This is a genomic window from Streptomyces sp. NPDC000941, from assembly GCF_053599555.1.
Genome location: NZ_JBSFMM010000198.1, coordinates 1 through 20537 on the forward strand (window position 1 = coordinate 1; position 20537 = coordinate 20537).

The following is a 20537-nucleotide window of genomic DNA, read 5'->3' on the forward strand; positions in this document are numbered from 1 at the left end:
CTGCCGACACAGCGGCGGCCAGGTCCTGGTACGCCTTGGTGACGAGAACGGTGACGAGGGCGTCCCGGTTCGGAAAGTAGTGGTAGAGCCCCTGGACGGTCATGCCGACGTTGCGGGCGACCCCTCTCAGGGAAAGGGCGTGCGGCCCGTGCTCGGCGATGTAACTCTCGGCGGCCTCCACGATCTCCTGGGTGGCGGCGGCCCGGCGTCGCTGGCGCAGGGTTGGCACGGCCGTCGTATGCGCGTCTGCGGACATGCGGCGATCCTACGACGGCTGATCCGACGAGGCGTCAGACAGTCATAGCGGGTTAAATTTTCTCACAGGTGTCAGGTAAATCTCCTACTGCTCAAACACCGGCTGTCTTACTAGCGTCGATCTCGGCGACGAAGAGCGCGGCACCGCACGCCCCCCGACGGGGTGAACTGACGGGGTGGCAGGGACTCTGCGGTGCATTGAGCCGGCTCCTGCCCGGCCGACGCCCCTCGCCTATCGCAGAAGGCATTTGAAGGAGATCATCTGTGTTCGAACGTATAGCCGAACTGGCGATTCGCCGGTCCCGGCTGGTGCTCATTTTCGCCGTCCTGACCTTAGCTCTCATGAGCGCGGTAGGTGCGGGCGCCTTCGACAAGCTGAAGGGGGGCGGCTTCGACGACCCCGCCTCCCCGTCCACCCGAGCAGCGGAGGTCATCGACGAGAAGTTCGGCGGAGAGACGGACCTCGTCCTGCTGGTCCGCTCCCCCGACGGCCGCATCGACACCCCCGCCTCCCGGGAAAGCGGCCAAGACCTGCTGGCCGACCTCAAGAAGGACAAGCGGCTCAGCAACGTCGTCTCGTACTGGGAGACGAACAGCCCCGACCTGCGCTCCAAGGACGGCCGCGAGGCCATGGTGCTCGCCCACGTGAGAGGCGACACCACGGAGCAGCGGGAAAACGCCAAGGAGATCCTCGACACCTACAGCGGCACCTACAAGAACACCCTCACCGTCCAGGCCGGAGGCGGCGCCGCCGTGGGTGCCGACCTGTCGAACCAGGTGGTCGAGGATCTGATCCTCGCCGAAGCGATCGCCATACCGCTGACCCTCGTACTGCTCCTGATCGTCTTCGGCAGTGTGGTCGCGGCCCTGCTGCCGCTTGCCATCGCGATCTTCGCCATCATGGGCTCGTTCGCCCAGCTCTTCCTGTTCGGCAGCGTCACCGATGTCGCCGACACCGCGACCAACCTCACCACCGCACTGGGCCTCGGACTGGGCATCGACTACGCCCTGCTGATGGTCAGCCGCTTCCGGGAGCAGCTCGCGGCCGGGGTGAGCGTGGACGACGCCGTCCGGCGCACGGTGCACACCGCGGGCCGTACCGTCGCCTTCTCCGCCGCGACAGTCGCGGCAGCCCTGGCGGCGCTCCTGGTGTTCCCGCACTACTTCCTGCGCTCGATGGGCTTCACCGGAGTCGGTGTCGTCGCCATCGCCGCGCTGAGCACGCTGTTCGTGATGCCTGCCCTGCTGAAGGCTCTGGGGCACCGGGTCAACAGCGGGCGGCTGCCGTGGGCGAAGTCGCAGCGCTCCGACGCCCGGGAACCCCTGTGGGGACGGCTGGCGCGTACCGTCATGCGGCGGCCCGTGCTCACCGCACTGCCCGTCCTCGCCGTGCTGCTGTTCGCGGCGAGCCCGCTGCTGAACATCACCTTCGGCACGCCGGACGAACGCGTGCTGCCCAAGGACGCCGAGAGCCGCCAGGTCTCGGAGACACTGCGGAAGAATTTCGGCGGCAGTGAGGACTCGGCCCTCCACATCGTCATCGGCCAGTCCGTGGACAAGGCCCCGTTGGCGTCGTACGCGGGCCAACTGTCCGCGCTCGAGGGCGTCGAGCGGGTCGAGACCAGCACGGGAACCTACACCAAGGGCCAGTCCGCGGCGACCGGCCCGGCCAACTCCGCCCTCGGCCGGCCCGACGCACAGCGGATCAGCGTGGTGAGCAGCCTGACACCGAAGTCGGAAGCGGCCGAGAGCCTGGTCAAGCAGGTGCGCTCGGTCACCCCGCCCGCGGGGACCCACCCCCTGGTCGGGGGGAATGACGCGGTACTCGTCGACGCCAAGGAATCCATCGCCGACAAGCTCCCGCTGGCCGTGGCCCTGATCGTCCTCACCACCTTCCTGCTGCTCTTCCTGTTCACCGGCAGCATCGTGCAGCCGCTGCGCGCACTGGCCCTCAACCTGATCAGCCTGGCAGCGACCCTCGGCGTCATGACCTGGATCTTCCAGGACGGCAACTTCTCCTCAGCGCTCGGCTTCACCGCGCAGCCGATGGAGATGACGATGACCATACTGATGTTCTGCATCGCCTTCGGCCTCTCGATGGACTACGAGGTCTTCGTCACCAGCAGGATCAAGGAGCTCCACGACCACGGAGCTGACAACGAGACCGCCGTGGTGAACGGTCTCGGCCACACCGGGCGCATCGTCAGCGCGGCCGCCTTCCTGCTCGCGGTCAGCTTCTTCGCCTTCGGCACCGCCAAGCTCAGCTTTATGCAGATGTTCGGTCTCGGCAGCGGACTGGCCGTCCTCCTCGACGCCATCGCCGTTCGCGGCGTCCTCGTCCCCGCCGCGATGCGTCTGCTCGGGAAGACGGCCTGGTACGCGCCCGGCTTCCTGCGCAGCATCCACATGCGGTACGGCCTCAGCGAAAGCGGCCCCGAGCCGACGTCCACACCTGGACCCGCAGCAGTGGCTCCGACACAGATGGAGAACTCGACCAGGGTCTGACCAGGCGTGCTGTCCGGGGCGGTGTCCGGGTAGACGTACCCGGCGCCGCCGCGGCGCTGTCCTCGTCACCGCCGGACGCTCGACGTTCTCTGATCAAGCTCTCACCTGCGTGGATGTATCGGCACTCGTAGTGCCCGCGGGGCGGGGTGTGCGGGCGGCGGGCGTGGCGAAGGATGCGGCCACCACGAGTATCAGGACCAGGAACAGTGCGTTGCGGAGTCCGAAGTGCTCGCCGAGTTGGCCGAGTGAGGGCGGTCCCACGAGGAAGGCGACATAGCCGAGGGTGGCAGCGAGGGAGACCCTTGCGGCGGAGTTGTCGCCGGAGTCGCCGGCCGCGGAGAGCGCGACGGGGAAGCCCAAGGACGCGCCGATGCCCCACAGGACGGCGGCTGTTGCCGCGACGGCCTGGTTGTCGACGAGGATCACGAGTGCGATGCCGACGGCTCCGACGATCGCGCTGGCGCACAGGGCGGCCGCGCGTCCGTAGCGGTCGACGAACCGGCCGCCGGCGAAGCGGCCGACGGTCATCGAGGCCGCGAAGACCGCGTACACGGCCGATCCGAGCGCGGGGTCGAAGCCATGACCGTCGACCATGACCAGCGGCAGCCAGTCGTTCGCTGTTCCCTCGGCCATGGCAAGGGCGAGGATGATGCCGCCGATGAGCAGCAGTTTCGGTTCCTTCCACACCGCGGGGTGCGCGGAGACCTCCGCGTGCGTGCCGCTGCCGTTGCCGGTTCGTCGGCCCACTCCGGCGGGAACGTATCGGATGGTCGGCACCAGTACGGCCAGTACCACGGCGGTGACGATGACGAGATGCCACAGGACGGGGAACGAGACGGCGGTCAGAATCATGCCGCCGACCGCGCCGACCACCGTGCCGAGACTGTAGAAGCCGTGCATCGCGGGGAGGGTGGAGCGGCCGAGCAGCCGTTCCACCTCCGCCCCTTCGATGTTGAGGGCCACCTCGCCGCCGCCCATCCCGAGGCCGATGAGCCCGAGCCCGAGGGCCACGACCGCGTCCGCGCCCGCCGCGGCCCCCAGGCCGATGACGCCGGACCCCGCGGCGGTCGCCAGTGTTCCGGCCGCGATGAGGGGCCGGGCGCCCCAGCGGGCGACGAGCGGCCCCGAGCACAGGATGCCCACCATGGACCCGACCGAGAGCCCGAACAGAACCAGGCCCATGCGTCCGGTGGAGGCTCCGAGCAGGTCGCGTACGTCGGGGGTGCGTGTCACCCAGGAGGCCATGGCCAGGCCAGGCAGGAAGAACAGGGCGAACGCGGCGGTCCGGCGTCGGCCGGGGCTGACAGTCACAGGGAATGCCTCACAGGAGATGACCGAACACAGGAGTCCGAAGGAGTCTGTACGATCGTACACACTTCGGCGGGGTCGCCTTGTGACACATTGGGGGCGTGAGCGGCACACGGCGTGAGATCCCGAACGATCCCGGACGCAAGGACCGGATTCTCGACGCCGCTCTCGACGTCATCGCGGAGGGCGGCGTTCACCGGACGACCCATCGCAAGATCGCCTCACGGGCCGGAGTCCCGCTGGGCTCGCTGACGTACTACTTCGACGGCATGGACGATCTGCTGGCGCTGGCGTTCGCCCGCCTCGCCGACACGATGTCCCGGCTCTACCGCCGCACCGTGCACAGCGCCGGGACCACCGCCGAGGCGGAGGCCGCCGTGGTCGAGCTGATCTGCGGGCCGGCCTACGCCACCGACCGCGATATGACGCTCATCTTCGAGATGTACGCCTACGCCAACCACAACACCGCGGTAGCCGCGACCACCCGCACCTGGCTCGCACGCAGCCGGGAAAGTCTCGCCCTGCACTTCACTCCCGGAGTGGCCCGAGCCCTCGACGCCCTGATCGAGGGCTGGCCCATGCACCGCCGCTTCGACGCCGCCCCCCTCAACCGGCAACTCGTCGCCGGAGTCGTGCACGCCGTCGTCAACGCCGCCCCTGCCCTCCCCGACGAACAGCTCTGATCGCTTCGCCTTCCCTCGTCCCGCACGGATCGGGCACGGCAAGGAACGGGGACTTTCGACTTGTTGAGGACAAAGTATGGACGGTTCGGGGTGTTGTTCGTACGCTGGGCGTCGATTTCGTACGGACGTCTGCGTGCATCACGGCGGAATACCGCCGCACCACCCGTACGTGGACGAGCTCCACTCCATGACCGCGGTCCGCCGTCGGTCGCTCCGCCTAGCGCCCAGCAGGAGGAAGAGTGACGCCACGCAAGTACCTGAGCCTCCGTAGCCATCGCCGTAGACCACAAAGAATCGCCGGCCTGCTCCTCGCGGCCCTTCTCACCGGCGGTCTCGCGACACCGGCCGCCGAAGCGGACGAAAAGCCCTTCGGTGACCTGCCGCCCCAGGAACCTGGCGTCACCCTCCGCGTTTTCGACATCCAGTCCCCGCTGAGCAAGCTCTGCGACCTCAAGCCGGCCCAGACCCCCAACGTCGACAAGCTGATCCCCAACGTCGACTGGTCCTCCACCGAAGGCTTCGGTTTCACCGACAACTTCGTGTCGCAGATCATCGGCAACATCAACGTCCCCACCGACGGCACGTACACGTTCCGCCTGATCAGCGACGACGGCTCCCGGCTCCTCATCGGCGACAAGAAGGTCATCGACCACGACGGACTGCACGGTGCCGAGCCCAAGGACGGCGAGATCGCCCTTGCTCCCGGCTACCACGCCCTGCGCATCGACCACTTCGACCGCGGCGGCGAGCAGCGGGTCACCCTCCAGTGGAAGCCGCCGGGCGCCGACGACTTCTCCCTCGTCCCGAACTCCGTGCTCAGCACCGACGCCGGCGTCGTCCGCGTCACCGCCCCCGGCCGCAAGGAGTGCGAGGGCAACTACGACACCCCCGGCGACGGCCTCCCGCTGACCTCGGTCAACCCCGGCTACACCCTCACCGATCTGCGTCCCGCAGGCTTCGAGCCGCAGGTCTCCGCGATGGACTGGCTGCCGGGCGGCAAGCTCGCCGTGACGACGTGGGGCGGCAGTACCAAGACGGAGGGAGAGGTGTACGTCCTCGACCACGTCACGGGTGACACCGGCCCGGAGAAGGTCACGTACAAGAAGATCGCCGGCGGCCTGAAGGAGCCGATGGGGATCAAGTACGTCGACGGAAAACTCTACGTCTCGGAGAAGCACCAGCTCACCGAGTTGTCCGACATCGAGGGCGACAACACCGCGGACGAGATCCGCAAGGTCGCCGAATGGCCCTACGGAGCGAACTTCCACGAGTTCGCCTTCGGACTGCTCTACGAGAAGGGCAACTTCTATCTGAACCTCTCCGTGGCCATCAACTACGGCGGGGCGACCACCGATCCGCAGCCCGCCGCGAACCGCGGCACCACCATCAAGGTGAACAAGAAGACCGGAAAGGTGAGTTACCTGGCCGGCGGCCTCCGCACACCGAACGGGATCGGACGGGGCCCCGAGGGCGATCTCTTCGTCACCGACAACCAGGGCGGCTGGCTGCCCGCCTCCAAGCTGGTCCACATCAAGCAGGACCGCTTCTTCAACCACTACACCAACCCGGACGGCCCGTTCGACGACCGCTCGGTCACCAAGCCCGTGCTCTGGCTGCCGCAGAACGAGATAGCCAACTCGCCCAGCACACCGATGCTGTTGAAGAAGGGGCCCTTCGCCGGGCAAATGCTCTTCGGCGACGTCACCTACGGCGGAATCCAGCGCGCCGACCTGGAGAAGGTGGACGGCGAATACCAGGGCGCGGTGTTCCGGCATACCCAGGGCCTGGAGGTCGGCATCACCCGAATCAGCACCGGACCGGACGGTGCGATCTACGCCGGCGGGCTCGGCGCCGACGGAAACTGGGGCCAAGAAGGCAAACTCCGCTTCGGCCTGCAAAAACTCACGCCGAACGGCACGACCGCCTTCGACATCAAGACCATGCGCGCCACCCGCGACGGCTTCGAACTCACCTATACCAAGCCCCTGTCGGCCGAGACCGCCGCCAAGCTGACGAACGGCGCCTACTCCGTCGAGCAGTGGCGCTACGTCCCCACCCCGGCGTACGGCGGCCCCAAGGTCGACGAAGAGACTCTTCCCGTCGCGGCCGCCCGACTGTCCGACGACCGTCGCACGGTCCGGCTCACCATCCCGGGCCTCAAGACCGACCGGGTGGTGCACGTACGCTCACCGCGCCCCTTCGCCTCGGACACCGGTGAGCAACTCTGGTCCACCGAGGCCTGGTACACGCTGAACGCACGCCCCGGCCCCGAGCAGCCCGTCACCTCGTACGACGCGGAATCGGCTCGCCTGGCCGGCGGAGCCGACATCGACACCGAGCACGCCGGCTACACCGGCGGCGGCTTCGTCGACGGCTTCGGCACCCCGGGTGCCACGGCCACCTTCGAGGTCGACGTACCCGCGAAGGGCAGCTACGACGTGGGGCTGCGCTACGCCAACGGTCCCAACCCCTTCACCGGCACCAAGACCATCGGCATCTCCGTCAACGGCGGGCAGGCACAGCAGACCAGCCTCCCCTCCACCGTCGCCTGGAACCGCTGGTCCACCAAGACCGAGCGGCTCTCCCTGCGCAAGGGCCGCAACACCATCGCCTACACCTATCGGCCCGAGGACACCGGCCACGTCAACCTCGACATGATCGAGGTGCGCAAACCCGGCAGCAGGGTCGACCTGTTCTCCGGCGGCAGCGTCTCCACCGCCTGGCAGCACACCGACGGACGCGGCGTCGAATGGCCGCACGCCGCCGAGGACTCCATCGAGGTGTGCTGCGGCGACATCCGCACCAAACAGGCTTTCGGCGACTTCAAGCTGCACGTCGAATTCCGGGTGCCGAAGCTGCCGGACGATGTCACCGGGCAGGAGCGCGGGAACAGCGGCATCTACCTCCAGGAGCGGTACGAGATCCAGATCCTGGACTCCTTCGGAGTGGAGAAACTCGCCTCGAACGAGGCCGCGTCCATTTACAACAAAAAGGCCGCCGACCTGAACGCCGCCACTGCTCCGGAAACCTGGCAGACGTACGACATCGATTTCCGTGCGGCGCGTTTCGACGCCGCGGGCCAGAAGACCGATGACGCCAGGATCACCGTGGTGTGGAACGGCAAGAAGGTCCACGACAACGTGGCCGTGGACGGCCCGACAGCCGCCGGCGACGCCGAATCGGCGGCGACGGGCGCGATCCGGCTCCAGGACCACGGCAACAAGGTCCGCTTCAGGAACCTCTGGATCGAACCGCTGGACTGACAGCCACGAAAGGAACTGTCCCGGGCCGATGAACCCACCGTGCGTGAGAACGCGTGGTTTCGTCGGGCCCGGGACAACTGGGCCCATGATCGTGTCGGAAGCGCGTGCATGAATGCCCGCTGGGGGAGGGGAGCGGGCGCCGCGAGATTGACCGGTCCGGTGATGTCGTCCCGATCGATGAGGAACGTCGTCGCGCGGACGAAGTCATGGTCGTGGATCCAGGACAGGTACTGGTCGCCGCACGCGACCGGCCCGCCGAGGCCGAGCCGCGCCAGCCACAGCAGGTAGTCGAATACGCCACCGCGGTCGGGGCTCATCACCATCGCCGAGCGCAGGGCCACCTTGCGGGTGCGCGGCGTCCGGGCCCGTTGCTGCTCCCGCTCCCAGTTCTTCGCGATCTCGACGCTGAAATCCCAGTAGCGGGGGACATCGGGCTCGCCGCCGCCGATCACTCCGGTCGCCTCGTCGTGAGGTGCGTCGAAGCGGTGGGCGTAGATGGTGGCGGTGCTCATCTGGAGCCAGACCTGGGGAGGCCGCCGGGCAGCGGCGATCGCCTCGCCCACGACGCGCGCGGAGTCCACGCGCGAGTCCATCATGGCCCGGAGGTTCTGCTCGGTGTAGCGGCAGCTGACGCTGCGGCCGGCCAGATTGATCACGACATCGCTGCCGTCGATCGTGTCCGCCCAGGGGCCGAGAGTTCTGCCGTCCCATCGGAGCTCACTGTCATGCGTCGGCCGTCTGGTGAGCACCACGACCTCGTGGCCCGCGGCGGTCAGCGTGCGGTTGAGTACGCCGCCCACCTGACCGGTGCCTCCGGGTATCACTATCTTCACGGTGTTTCTCCCCTCCCGCGGTGCACCGCGATGTCGGACCGGCGTAGGAGACGGCTTCACCGGCTCCTACTGCGATTTCAGTAGCTGGTCCAGTGACTTCAGTAGCCCGCAGTGCCAGTAGCCGCACGACGACGGGACACACCCTCCCGGGCGAGGCTGGGTCAGCAATCGTGGAACGGATCTGGAGTGGCCTGACATGGCAACTTTTCTCTATCGACTGGGCCGTACGGCCTTCCGGCGACGAGGCTATGTCGCCCTGATGTGGTTGGCCATCGTGGCCGCTGTGGGTCTGGGTGGTGTGCAGGCGTCGGAGGCCGCCGGCGATGACTCCTCGATGCCGGGGATCGAGTCCCAGAAGGCCTACGATCTCATGCAGCAGCGCTTCCCCGGAGCGAGTGCCGACGGCGCCGGCGCCACGGTCGTCTTCGCCGCCCCCGATGGGCAGAAGGTGACCGCGACCGACAACAGGAAGGCCATCGAGGAGACGGTGGACTCCCTGGGCAACGGCTCGCAGGTGGCCGGTGTCGCGGATCCCTTCGAGTCGCGGGCCGTCAGCAAGGACGGTTCGACTGCGTACGCGACCGTCACCTACAAGATGGCGCAGGACAAGGTCACCGACGCCAGCCGTACGGCGGTGAACAAGGCCGCCGACCACGCGCGTGAGGCGGGCCTGACCGTCGAGACCGGCGGCTCCGCGATGGATGCCGGCGGTGGTGTCGGCGGGGTCGCCGAGATCGTCGGCATCTCGGTGGCGGCCGTCGTGCTGCTGATCACCTTCGGTTCGCTGGCCGCGGCCGGGCTGCCGCTGCTGACCGCGATCGTCGGTGTCGCCGTGAGCCTGTTCGGGATCATGATGCTGGCCCACCCGCTCGGTCTGTCCTCGGACACCAGCACCCTGGGAATGATGCTTGGCCTGGCGGTCGGCATCGACTACGCGCTGTTCGTCGTCTCCCGCTACCGCGAGGAACGTGGCAAGGGCCACACGCCCCAGGAGGCGGCCGGTCTGGCTGTGGGTACTGCCGGCTCAGCGGTCGTCTTCGCCGGCCTCACCGTGGTGATCGCGCTGGCCGGCCTGTCGGTGGTCGGGATTCCGATGCTGACGAAGATGGGCCTGGCCGCCGCGGGGGCGGTCGTGATCGCCGTACTGGTTGCGCTGACGTTCGTCCCGGCGTTCCTCGGGTTCTGGCCGAACGCGGTGCTGGGGCGCCGGGTGCGCAAGGGATCCAGGACTGACGCCGCGGCGGAGAAGGCGGAGAAGGCGGAGAAGGGCGGCAAGGAGAACCTCGGCACCCGCTGGGCCCGCTTCGTCCTGCGCCGGCCTCTCCCGGTGCTGATTCTCGGTGTTCTCGGGCTCGGTGCCCTCGCCGTACCGATGGCGTCCCTGCAACTGGGTATGCCGGGTGACGAGGCCAAGTCCACCGCCACCACCGAGCGCCGCGCCTACGACGACCTCGCCAAGGGCTTCGGCCCCGGTTTCAACGGCCCGCTGACCATAGTCGTGGACGCCAAGGGCGTGTCCGACCCCAAGGCCGCCGTGAAGAGGATCAGCGAGAAGATCGGCGACACGAAGGGGATCGTCTCGGTCTCGCAGGCCGGCTTCAACAAGGCCGGTGACACGGCGGCGTTCCAGGCCACCCCGACCACCGCCCCCACCGACGCGAAGACCAAGACCCTGGTCAAGACCATCCGCGCCGAACGTCCCGCCCTGGAGTCGGACACGTCCGCGACCTTCGAGGTCACCGGCACCACCGCGCTGAACATCGACGTCGCGGCCAAGGTCCAGTCGGCACTGGTCCCGTACCTGATCACGATCGTCGGTCTGGCCGTCGTGCTGCTGATGGTGGTCTTCCGGTCCGTTTTCGTGCCCCTCAAGGCGGCGCTCGGCTTCCTGCTGTCGGTGCTCGCGGCCCTCGGCGTGATGGTGCTGGTCTTCCAGCAGGGCCACCTCGCAAGCCTCTTCGGCGTGGAGCAGACCGGCCCGATCATGAGCCTGATGCCGATCTTCCTGGTGGGCATCGTCTTCGGACTGGCCATGGATTACGAGGTCTTCCTGGTTTCCCGGATGAGGGAGGCGTACACCCAGGGTGAGTCGGCAAGGCAGGCCGTGGTGTCCGGGTTCCGGCACAGTGCCCGCGTGGTGGTGGCCGCCGCGCTCATCATGATCGCGGTCTTCTCCGGATTCATCGCCGAGGACGGCTCCATGATCAAGACGATCGGGTTCGGCCTGGCCGCCGCAGTGCTGTTCGACGCCTTCGTCGTGCGGATGGCGATCGTGCCCGCCGTCCTCGCCCTGCTCGGCGACAAGGCCTGGTGGCTGCCGAAGTGGCTGGCCCGGATCCTGCCGCGGGTCGACGTGGAAGGGGAAGCACTCAGCCGCCGGCCGGCCGAGAACCAGGCCCTGGCCGAGAACCAGGCCCCGGACGCGGACCCGGCCCCGGACGCGGACCCGGCCCCGGACGAGCCGGTCGAAGCGCGCGTCTGACCGACTCCGCCCGCCCCTGGGCCGCCCGAGACAAGGCCTCGGGCGGCCCACACGGCCGCCCTCCCGGCCATCGGCGACCATCGGCGACCATGGACCCAGCACCCCCACCCGGAGAAACACGATGACGAGCAACCTCGAACGGTACGCGGAGCGCCACTCCCGGGCCGCGGACGTGGTGATGGCAGCGGTGCTGTGCGCCCTCACGGTCTTCGGAGCCCAGATCAGCACCTCCGAATTCTCGCCCCCGGAGAACGCGTGGCCCGCCCGGATCCTCGCCGTCGTCTGCGGCGCCGCCGTCCTGAAGTCCCGCAGCCACCCGCGTGCCGCACTTGCCGTCACCGTGGCGGCCGCCGCCGTCATGACCGGCCTGGACTACCTGCCCAGCCCGCTGCTGCTGGCTCCCGTCATCGCCGCCCTCTACTGGCTCGCCGCCCTCACCGACTCCCGAACCACCGCGATCTACGGCTACCCGACCATGGCCGTGCTGGTGGCCACCTCGCTGTCCGCCGCCCCGCTCGGGGACAACATCATGCTCCGGTCCCTGGGCACGGCCCTGTGGCTGCTGCTGGCACTGGCCCTGGGCGGCATGACCCGCTTCAGGCGCGCCTACCTGGAGTCCGTGCAGGCCCGCGCCGCACACGCCGAACGTACCCGCGAGGAGGAGGCCCGGCTGCGCGTCGCCGAGGAACGCATGCGCATCGCCCGCGAACTCCACGACGCCATCGCCCACCACATGGCCGTCGCCAACGCCCAGGCCGGCACCGCCGCCCACCTTGCCACCAGTCAACCGGAACAGGCCCGGAAGATCCTCACCGACCTGGTCGGCACCACCTCATCCGCGCTGCTGGAACTGAGCGCCACGGTGAGTGTGCTGCGTGAGACCGGCGACCCGGGGGCCGACCCGCTGGAGCCGACCCCGGGTCTGCGGCGTCTGCCGGAGCTGGTGGCCGGCTGCGAGTCGGCCGGTCTGACGGTCACGGTCACCACCGAGGGAAGGGTTCGGCCCCTGTCTCCGGGGGTGGACCTGACGGCGTACCGGATCATCCAGGAGGCCCTGACCAACGCCACGAAACACGCGTCCGACCATGCGGCGAGTGTCCGGCTCAGCTATACGGACTCACGCCTGCTCATCACCGTGACCAACGGGGGCACTGCCGTCACGCCGTCGGTTCCAGGCGGCGGCTACGGCCTGATGGGCATGCGTGAACGCGCCCACTCCGTCGGCGGCGACCTGCGCGCCGGGCCCCGCCCCGAGGGCGGCTTCGAAGTCGCCACCGCCCTGCCCCTCCAGCCTCAGCCCCAGACTCAGCCTCAGCCCCAGGCGGAAGCCCTGGCCGAACGACAAGAGGAAAACCGTTGACCATCCGTGTCCTGCTCGCCGACGACCAGGCCCTGCTGAGAGGCACGTTCCGGCTGCTGATCGACTCCTGCGAGGACATGGAGGTGGTCGGCGAGGCGGCCGACGGGCAGGAGGCGGTGGAGCTCACCCGCGCCCAGCAGCCCGACATCGTGCTCATGGACATCCGCATGCCCGGCACGGACGGCCTGGCCGCCACCGCCGCCATCTGTGAGGATCCCGACCTGGCGGGCACCCGGGTGCTGGTCCTGACCATGTTCGAGACCGAGGAGTACGTCGCCCAGGCGCTGCGCGTAGGGGCCAGTGGCTTCCTGGGCAAGTACGTCACCACGGACGCGCTTCTGGCGGGGATCCGTACCGTGGCCGCGGGTGAGGCCCTTCTGTCGCCGGGCGCCACCCAGGCCCTGATCACCCGCTTCCTCACCGCTCCCGCTTCAGGGACACCCCTCGCCCCGGTGGAGCGCCTCGGCGACCTCACCCCCCGCGAGCAGGAAGTCACCGTGCTGGCAGCTCAGGGCAAGTCCAATGACGAGATCGCCGAAGAACTCGTCCTGAGCGTCCTGACCGTGCGCACCCACGTGCAGCGCGCGCTGACCAAGCTCGGCGCCCGGGACCGCGCCCAACTCGTCGTCATCGCTTATCAGAGTGGCTTGGTGCGTCCCGAGTCCTCTGGCTTCTGACCGCCTTCGGGAGAGCCCCCAGGTCCGGTGTGCCCGGACACAGGCAGACTCCCGGCCCCCGCTCCGGTCAGGGCGTGGGCGATGTGGAACTGCTGACGTGCCTCGGCACCGCGGCCCGCCGCGGCATAGGTGTCCCCGAGACGGCGGCGGACCGCCGCCTCCAGCGGTGTGCTCGTGTGCTCGGTGAGCGTGGACAGGGCCTCGTGGTGCAGGGCGACGGCCAGGCGCAGGTCTCCCTGACCGTGTTCCGCGGCGCCGAGCAGGGACAGGCTCACCGCGAGCAGTTGCAGGTCCGCGACCTCCCGGGCCAGGTCGGCCGCTCGTCTCAGCAGGCTCCTGGCCTCCACGTGCCGCCCGAGCGCCAGGTGGGCCTCGGCGGCGAAGCCCAGGGTCTTGCTGATCATCCTGGGCCGGCCGATCTTCTCGGCGAAGGCAAGGGAGGTGGCGTAGTACGCGAGCGCCTCCTCGTGCCGCCCCTGTTGGTCGAAGATGGCGCCGAGGTTGCAGTTCGACATCCCGGCCAGCCAGTCGTCGCCGAGCCGGGCCGCGAGCCCCACCACCTCGCCGAGGTGGGCGACCGCCTCCGCGGTACGGCCCATCGCCCGCTCCGTGGCGCCAAGACCGGCCATCGCCCGGGCCTGCTCGCGCAGGTCGTCCTGGCGGCGGGCGAGGCGCAGCGCGTCGGCACTCCAGGCGTGCCCCTGCCGGAAGCGTCCCTGGTAGATGTCGGCGATGGCCATGCAGTTCCGCAGCGAGGAGGGCATCCTCCGGTCGGCGGCTACGTCCGCGCAGCGCAGCGCGATCTGCAGGGCCGCCCGGCACTCGTGGAAGCGGCCCTGGCGGACCAGGTGGTCGACCATGCTCTCGGCGATCCAGCAGGCCAGGTCATGTTCCCCGGTGGCGGCGTACGCCACCACGTCGACCAGTTCACCGCCCGCGGCGTCCAGCCATGCGGCGGCGTCGAGCCAGCCGGGGAAGGGCGAACCGGAGACGTCCGGGCCGGTCGGAAAGCCCTCGGGACCCCAGTCGCTGGCGATCCGGCCGGCGGCTGTGTAGAGGTGCAGCACGGCGGCTCGGTCCGCGGCGGCCTCTTCGGGCGCCGCGGCGGCGAGGCGGCGTGTGTGATCCCGTACGAGGTCGTGCAGCCGGTAGCGGCCGGGCCGCGGCTGCTCCAGCAGACTCGCGTCGACCAGGCGTTCCAGCAGATCCTCGGCGTCCTCGCGGGAACGGCCCAGCATGACGGCAGGGGTGAGCGGGTCGAATCCGGCGGTCGGCGACAGGCCCAACGCGCGGAAAGCGCGCCGCAGTTCGGGCGCCAGCTGGTCGTACGACATCCGGAAGGCGGCCTCGACGCTGCGGTCATCGGCCCGCAGCTCGCCGAGCCGGCGTGCGTCGTCCGACATCCGGTCCACCAGGTGGGCCAGCGTCCAGGACGGGCGGTTCTGCAGCCGGGCCCCCGTGATCCGCAGCGCCAGGGGCAGACCGCCGCAGTGCCGGGCGAGTTCATGCGCGGCCTCTGGTTCCCGCTCGGCGCGCGCCTCACCCAGGAGACGCGTGAGCAGCGTGACCGCCTCGCCGGTGCCGAGAGGCTCCGCGGTGAGCCGCAGGTCGGCGTCGAGTCCGGACAGCCGCTGCCGGCCGGCCACCAGCACCCTGCTGCCCGGACCGGCGGGCAACAGGGGGCGCACCTGCTCCGCGCTGCGGGCGTCGTCCACGACCAGCAGCAGTCGCAGGGAGCTGGTGGCCGCGCGCCAGGCCGTGACCAACTCGTCCAGGTCGTCCGGCAGATCGCCGTCGGCACCCTTGACGGCACGCAGCAGCCGGTGCAGTGCCCGCTGCGGGCGGAGGCTCTCGTGTGCGGCGCTGTGCGCGTGCAGGTCCACGAACAGGCAGCCGTCCGGGTACTGGTCGCGGAGCATCCAGGCGGCGCGGACCACCAGCGCGGTCTTGCCGACGCCCGCCGTGCCGTCCACGGCCGCCACCGATACGGCCCCGTCGGGCACGGGCGCGGTGAGCAGGGCGAGTTCCGCCTCCCGGCCGACGAGGCAGGCGGTGTCGCCGGGGAGTTCGTTGCGCCGCGCCGGGGGTTGCGCGGGCGCGGACGCTGCCGCGCGCTGCCGCGCCGCCTGGCCGAGCAGCAGCAGGTCGTCCCGGCGCAGGACGCCCTGGTGTACCCGGCGCAGTTCCGCACCGGGCTCCACTCCCAGTTCGGCGCGGAGCCGGTCCCGTGTCTCCTGGTAAGCGGTGAGCGCCTCGGCCTGCCGGCCACTGCCGTACAGCGCGCGCATCCGCAGGGCGGCGAGCGGCTCGTCGTACGGCTCCGCCGTGGGCGCGGACATGAGGTCGTCCAGGGCATCCGTATAGCGGCCGAGGAGCACCAGGCACTCCGCCCGCTGTTCGTGGAGGGTGCGCCGCTGCCGGGCGAGACGCTGCCGCTCCGTGTCCGCGAATGGTCCCGGCAGGCCGGGCAGCGGCTCGCCGCGGAACAGCCGCAGGGCCCGGGTGCAGTGGTCGAGGGCGGTGTCGAGCTCGCCCGCGGCCTTCGCGCGCCGGGCGCCGGCGGCCTGTTCGGCCAGCTGACCGATGTCCGTCCGCGCGCCGCTCGGCACGAAGCGGTAGCCGCCGTGCTCGCCGCGGATCAACGACTCGGCAGGCCGGGCTCCGGGCATGTCCAGCGCCTTGCGCAGCGGGTAGACGTAGCTCGGCAGGACCCGGCGGCCGGTCCCCGGGGGCTCGGTTCCCCATACGTCATCGAGCAGTTGCTGGTGGGTGACCAGTGTCTCCGTACGGAGCATCAGCGCGGCCAGCACCGCCTGCCGTCGTACCGGGCCGATGTCGAGCGGTGCCCCGCCCCGGCGGGCTCTGACCGGGCCGAGCAGGTCGATCCGCAGCCGTCCCGTCGCTTCTGCCGGATCCGCTCCCTGATCCGCTCCCGAATCCGCCGGAACCGTACCGACCTCGAAGTCCCCCATGGCCCCGCAGCCCCCCAAGTCCCCAGCCCCCCCACGTCCGCTGCTTCAGCGAGATTTCATCGGCATTGCATCGCCTCGCGAAAGGGTTTCGCAAGTTGTGTCCGGCCCCGGTGCGCCTTTGCTCCGGCCCGGTCGACGGGACGGGCCCTGCCGGTCCCGATGGCGAGATCGGAAAGCGAGCCACCCCGTGAGCAAAACCCCGCAGTCGGACCCCCAGCAGGGGGCGCCAGGCACGCCCCAGCCGCCGGTCCCGCCCCAGCCGCTGGGCACGCCTTCGGCCTGGTCGCAGCCGGTCCCGGCGACGTCGCCGCTGAGCGGTGGCCCGGGCTCGGGGCGGCCGGGCGGCGGCCGTACGCGGCCCTGGCTGATCGGCGGCGGTGCGGCCCTCGCCGTGGCCGCGATCGTCGGTGTGGTCATCGCCATGTCAGGGGGTGACGGCGAAAGCGCCGCGGAGGGGAAGCAGTCCGGCGCCCCGGGCGGCGCCGCCAAGCCGCAGGCGCCGGCGGCGGCGGGGAAGTCGTTCACCAAGGTGCCCGAAGGGTGCCGGCTGATCAAGGCGTCCACCATCGCGCGCATCGCACCGGGAACCGAGTGCAAGCCGTCGCAGTTCGACAACGCCACCATGGCAGCGATGATCACCAGGATGCCGAGCTGGGACGTGCCGTTCGGCTCGGGCGGCGGGTCGCTGAGCCTGGACGTGAACCTCACGGTCGGCCCGTCGGCGAGTGGCATGTTCGACGTGCACAAGAAGAGCGCCCTCGAGGCCTTGAAGAAGGTGCGCACGACCACCGACTCCCGGTCGCTCAGCGGGCTCGGCGAGGACGCCTACCTCGTGCATGGTGTGGACAAGGACCCCTTCGACCTGGCGGAGGCCCAGGTGATCGTCCGTGAGGGCAATGCCGAGTTCACCGTGAGCCTCACCTACGACACCGGGGACCCCGGCAGGAACCAGCAGCAGGCCGAGGACGCCGTCGTCGCCGCCGCGCGCGACGTACTCGGTTCGCTGAGCTGACCCGCGTCCACGATCACGGTGCACACACCGGCACACGGCGGCAGCGACCCCACGGTTCCGCAGCCGCATACGAAAGTCTTCGAGCCGCACACGACGGTCCCGCAGCCGCAGGGCCCCGGCCGGATCGGCCCCTACGAGGTCTTCCAGCTCCTTGGCGAAGGCGGCATGGGCCGGGTCTTCCTGGCCAGGTCACCGGGATCGCGCCTGGTCGCCCTGAAGGTCATCCGGCCCGAGTACGCCGAGACGCCGAACTTCCGCGGGCGTTTCCGGCGCGAGGCCGATGCCGCCCGCAGGGTCAGCGGGTTCTACACCCCTCCGGTGCTCGACGCGGATGCCGAAGCCCCGCAGCCCTGGCTGGCCACCGCGTACATCCCCGCGCCGTCCCTGCATGACGTCGTACGCCGCTTCGGCGTGCTGACCGAGCCGGCCCTGCGGGCCCTGGGCACCGGCCTCGCCGAGGCGCTGCTCGCGATCCACGCCGCCGGAATCGTCCACCGCGACCTCAAGCCCGGCAACGTGCTCATGGCAGCAGACGGGCCCCGCGTCATCGACTTCGGCATCAGCCGAGCGGCGGACGCGACGCAGGTCACCCGGACGGACGCCGTGATCGGGACGCCGGGGTTCATGGCCCCCGAGCAGATCGTGTCGAGCCGCGAGGCCGGACCTGCGGCCGACGTCTTCTCCCTCGGCTGCGTCCTGGTCTTCGCGGCCACCGGCCGGGGCCCCTTCGGCGCCGGAAACTCGGCCGAGATCCTCTACCGGGCCGTCCACGCCCCGCCACTGCTGGACGGCGTACCCGACGGTTTGCGTCCGCTGGTCGCGGCCTGCCTGGACAAGGACCCCACCCGCAGGCCGCCGACCGGCGCGGTGCTGGCCGCGCTCGGCCCCGCCGAACCGTCCGCGCTGCTCACACCGGGCCTGCGGGACGACCTCGCCACCCGCGAGGCGCACGCCGCCGTCCTGGTAGCCGCACCCCCCATGCCCGTGACCTCGCTGACCACGGCGGAACCGAGCAGGCCGAGCCGCCGCCGCTTCGTGTGGATCACCGTGGCCGGTGGCGCCGCCGCGGTGGCCGCGGGCGCCGCGGTCGTGGCCGGGCGGCGGTCGGAGCCCGGCCGTACCGCGGGCCGCCGCGGTGGCGCGGGCACCACGGTACGGCCCGCGGCCAAGGTGCCCGCGGGCCCCGAGCCGCGGTGGTCGAGCCCGCTGCGGCGGGTGGAGAACGGCCAACTACGGCTTCTCGGAGCCACGTTGGTGCATTGGGACAAGCAGACCGCCATCGCCTACGACACCACGACCGGAAAGGAACGCTGGACTGCCAAGGCCCGCATACCGTCCGACGCCTCCAGCGGGCCGGACTGGCTCACGGTCCGGGGCTCGACGCTGTTCGGAACGGCCTGGGCGGGTGAGCGCGGCTACCTGCTCGGTGTGGACGCCAAGGGTGACCTGAAGTTCACCCACACGGTCACCGAGCAGAAGGACACGGGGTCGTACGCCGACCAGGTCCAGGACGTCCTCAGCGTCGCCGGCTCAGTCGCCGTCGTCAGCACCAGCGGCAATCAGGGCTACAGCGTGTGCGCGGTGGACCTCGCCGAGGGGTCGGTGCTCTGGTCCCGCACGGTGAACGGCTCCGACTTCCAGGCCGTCGCCGACGGGCGCCATTGCTTCTTGCAGGACAACGGCAACGTCCACAGAATCGAGCTGCGTTCCGGCGAGGTCCGCTGGACGGTCCGAGACGTCATCAAGCCCGGCGCCTACCCGAAACTGGCCACCGACGGCAACGCGCTGCTGGTCACCCACGTCAAGGTGCGCGCATTGAGCACTGCCGACGGCCGCGACCTGTGGACCGCCGTCAACGAGACGACGAACCTGAGCCCCACCACGGTCCGGGGCAACCGGGCCTACGTCGCGGACGGCCAGGGCACCGTCTTCGCCCTCGACCCGCGCCACGGCAGCCAGCTGTGGCACACCCCGAGTCCGCTGACCCTCAACCCCTCGGGCGCACTCGACCCGGGCCCCTCCGTCACCGAGTCCCTGGTCGCGCTCTCCCTGTTCGGCGCCGTCACCCCGGGCTTCATCGTGCTGCGCGCCTCGGACGGCAAACCGCTGTGGGCGCACCGGGCATCCGGGGCCGAAGCCAAGAGCAAGAAGTCCTGGTCGGTGCAGGCCTCCGGCGCGACCGTCTACGCCGCGTCCGACACCACCCTCTACGCCTTCCGGAGCCCCACCTCATGACCACGCAGGGCGACGCCACCACACACAACACCACCACACACAACACCACCACACACATCGGACCGTACCGGGTGATCCGGGAACTCGGCGCGGGCGGCATGGGCCGCGTCCATCTGGCCGCGTCGCGCAGCGGCCGTGCCGTCGCCGTGAAGGTCGTACGCCCCGAACTGGCCGCCGATCCCGGCTTCCGGCGGCGCTTCAAGGCCGAGGTGGACGCCGCCCGCGCGGTCGGCGGCGCCTTCACCGCGCCCGTCGTCGACGCCGACCCCGAGGGGCCGCAGCCGTGGCTCGCCACCGCGTACATCCCCGGCCCCTCACTCACCGACGCCATCGGGGCCCACGGGCCGATGCCCGAGGCCACCTTGCGCGTGTTCGGCGCGGGCCTGGCCGAGGCGCTGGCCGCCATCCACCGCGCCGGACTGGTCCACCGCGACCTCAAGCCGTCCAACATCCTGCTCACGCTCGACGGGCCCAGGGTCATCGACTTCGGCATCAGCCGGGCCGTCGACGGGACCGTGCTCACCGCGGAAGGCCAGATCATCGGGTCGCCCGGCTTCATGTCGCCCGAACAGTCAACAGGGGCCGAACTCACCCCCGCCAGCGACGTGTTCGCGCTCGGCGCCGTGCTCGCCTTCGCCGCCACCGGCGCCCCGCCCTTCGGCACCGGCGCGGCGCACGCACTGCTCTACCGCGCCGCCCACGAGGAACCGGAGCTGGACGGCGTCCCGCAGGCCCTGCTCGGCACCGTCGCCGCCTGCCTCGACAAGGACCCCGCCCGGCGTCCGACCGTCGCGCAGCTGCAGGACCGGCTGCGCCCGGCGAACACCGCGGGCTGGCTCGGCGCGGTCGAGCTGCAGGTGACCGCGGCGCAGCGCAGCCTGCACGACGAGGTGCGCACTCCGCTGCTCAGCAGGCGCCGGGTGCTGGCCGGCGGCGCGGTGCTCGCCGTCGC

12 protein-coding genes and 1 pseudogene are annotated in these 20537 nt (G+C 70.4%); 9 read left to right on the top strand and 4 right to left on the bottom strand.

Translation table 11 applies throughout. The features are described 5' to 3' along the window. On the bottom strand, positions 1-256 hold a 256-nt coding region (locus ACWDSL_RS41265), incomplete at its 3' end, for a TetR/AcrR family transcriptional regulator (RefSeq protein ID WP_450493267.1). Positions 257-519: 263 nt separating this feature from the next. Between ACWDSL_RS41265 and ACWDSL_RS41270 the strand changes: the two genes are divergently transcribed. Continuing rightward, positions 520-2760: an MMPL family transporter gene (locus tag ACWDSL_RS41270; protein ID WP_450493269.1), complete on the top strand. Its 2241-nt coding sequence runs from the start codon at positions 520-522 to the stop codon at positions 2758-2760. Between the two features lie 93 nt (positions 2761-2853). Here the strand turns inward: ACWDSL_RS41270 and ACWDSL_RS41275 are convergent, their stop codons facing one another. Then, positions 2854-4071, bottom strand: coding sequence for an MFS transporter (locus tag ACWDSL_RS41275; RefSeq protein ID WP_450493271.1), 1218 nt, complete (start codon positions 4069-4071; stop codon positions 2854-2856). 98 nt (positions 4072-4169) lie between these two features. On the opposite strand from ACWDSL_RS41275, the gene ACWDSL_RS41280 reads away from it, so the two are divergent. Together ACWDSL_RS41280 and ACWDSL_RS41285 are read left to right on the top strand one after the other, a co-directional pair. After that, on the top strand, positions 4170-4751 hold the full coding sequence (locus ACWDSL_RS41280; RefSeq protein WP_450493273.1) for a TetR/AcrR family transcriptional regulator: 582 nt from the start codon (positions 4170-4172) through the stop codon (positions 4749-4751). A 239-nt stretch (positions 4752-4990) separates the two neighbouring features. Beyond that, entirely contained in the window at positions 4991-8014 is a 3024-nt protein-coding gene (locus ACWDSL_RS41285; protein ID WP_450493275.1) for a family 16 glycoside hydrolase, read from the top strand. Between the two features lie 98 nt (positions 8015-8112). Here ACWDSL_RS41285 and ACWDSL_RS41290 read toward each other — a convergent pair. After that, a pseudogene (locus ACWDSL_RS41290) lies at positions 8113-8847 on the bottom strand (NAD-dependent epimerase/dehydratase family protein); the annotation flags it as partial. 196 nt (positions 8848-9043) lie between these two features. Between ACWDSL_RS41290 and ACWDSL_RS41295 the strand changes: the two are divergent. The 3 genes from ACWDSL_RS41295 to ACWDSL_RS41305 all read left to right on the top strand — a co-directional run bounded on the left by ACWDSL_RS41295 (position 9044) and on the right by ACWDSL_RS41305 (position 13366). Next, positions 9044-11329, top strand: coding sequence for an MMPL family transporter (locus ACWDSL_RS41295; protein WP_450493277.1), 2286 nt, complete (start codon positions 9044-9046; stop codon positions 11327-11329). A gap of 121 nt (positions 11330-11450) precedes the next feature. Continuing rightward, positions 11451-12689, top strand: coding sequence for a sensor histidine kinase (locus ACWDSL_RS41300; protein ID WP_450493279.1), 1239 nt, complete (start codon positions 11451-11453; stop codon positions 12687-12689). Further along, positions 12686-13366, top strand: coding sequence for a response regulator transcription factor (locus tag ACWDSL_RS41305; protein WP_450493281.1), 681 nt, complete (start codon positions 12686-12688; stop codon positions 13364-13366). Before ACWDSL_RS41300 ends, ACWDSL_RS41305 begins: the two co-directional genes overlap by 4 nt. Here ACWDSL_RS41305 and ACWDSL_RS41310 read toward each other — a convergent pair. Continuing rightward, the gene (locus tag ACWDSL_RS41310; protein ID WP_450493283.1) at positions 13327-16338 is read right to left on the bottom strand and encodes an AfsR/SARP family transcriptional regulator; all 3012 of its coding nucleotides are present in this window, start codon (positions 16336-16338) and stop codon (positions 13327-13329) included. The genes ACWDSL_RS41305 and ACWDSL_RS41310 overlap by 40 nt on opposite strands. Before the next feature lie 187 nt (positions 16339-16525). On the opposite strand from ACWDSL_RS41310, the gene ACWDSL_RS41315 reads away from it, so the two are divergent. From ACWDSL_RS41315 to ACWDSL_RS41325, 3 genes are all read left to right on the top strand, one after another. Next, positions 16526-17350, top strand: coding sequence for a hypothetical protein (locus ACWDSL_RS41315; protein WP_450493284.1), 825 nt, complete (start codon positions 16526-16528; stop codon positions 17348-17350). 18 nt (positions 17351-17368) lie between these two features. Next, entirely contained in the window at positions 17369-19585 is a 2217-nt protein-coding gene (locus ACWDSL_RS41320) for a serine/threonine-protein kinase (protein WP_450493286.1), read from the top strand. Then, positions 19582-20537 (top strand): serine/threonine-protein kinase (locus ACWDSL_RS41325; protein ID WP_450493288.1); only part of this gene is annotated, 956 nt, incomplete at its 3' end. The genes ACWDSL_RS41320 and ACWDSL_RS41325, both read left to right, overlap by 4 nt.

What these genes read in the sequence shown, in the direction of transcription:
- ACWDSL_RS41300 (WP_450493279.1), top strand. Translation starts at nt 11,451, where the DNA reads ATGACGAGCAACCTCGAACGGTACGCGGAGCGCCACTCCCGGGCCGCG.
- ACWDSL_RS41295 (WP_450493277.1), top strand. Translation starts at nt 9,044, where the DNA reads ATGGCAACTTTTCTCTATCGACTGGGCCGTACGGCCTTCCGGCGACGA.
- ACWDSL_RS41310 (WP_450493283.1), bottom strand. Translation starts at nt 16,338, where the DNA reads ATGGGGGACTTCGAGGTCGGTACGGTTCCGGCGGATTCGGGAGCGGAT.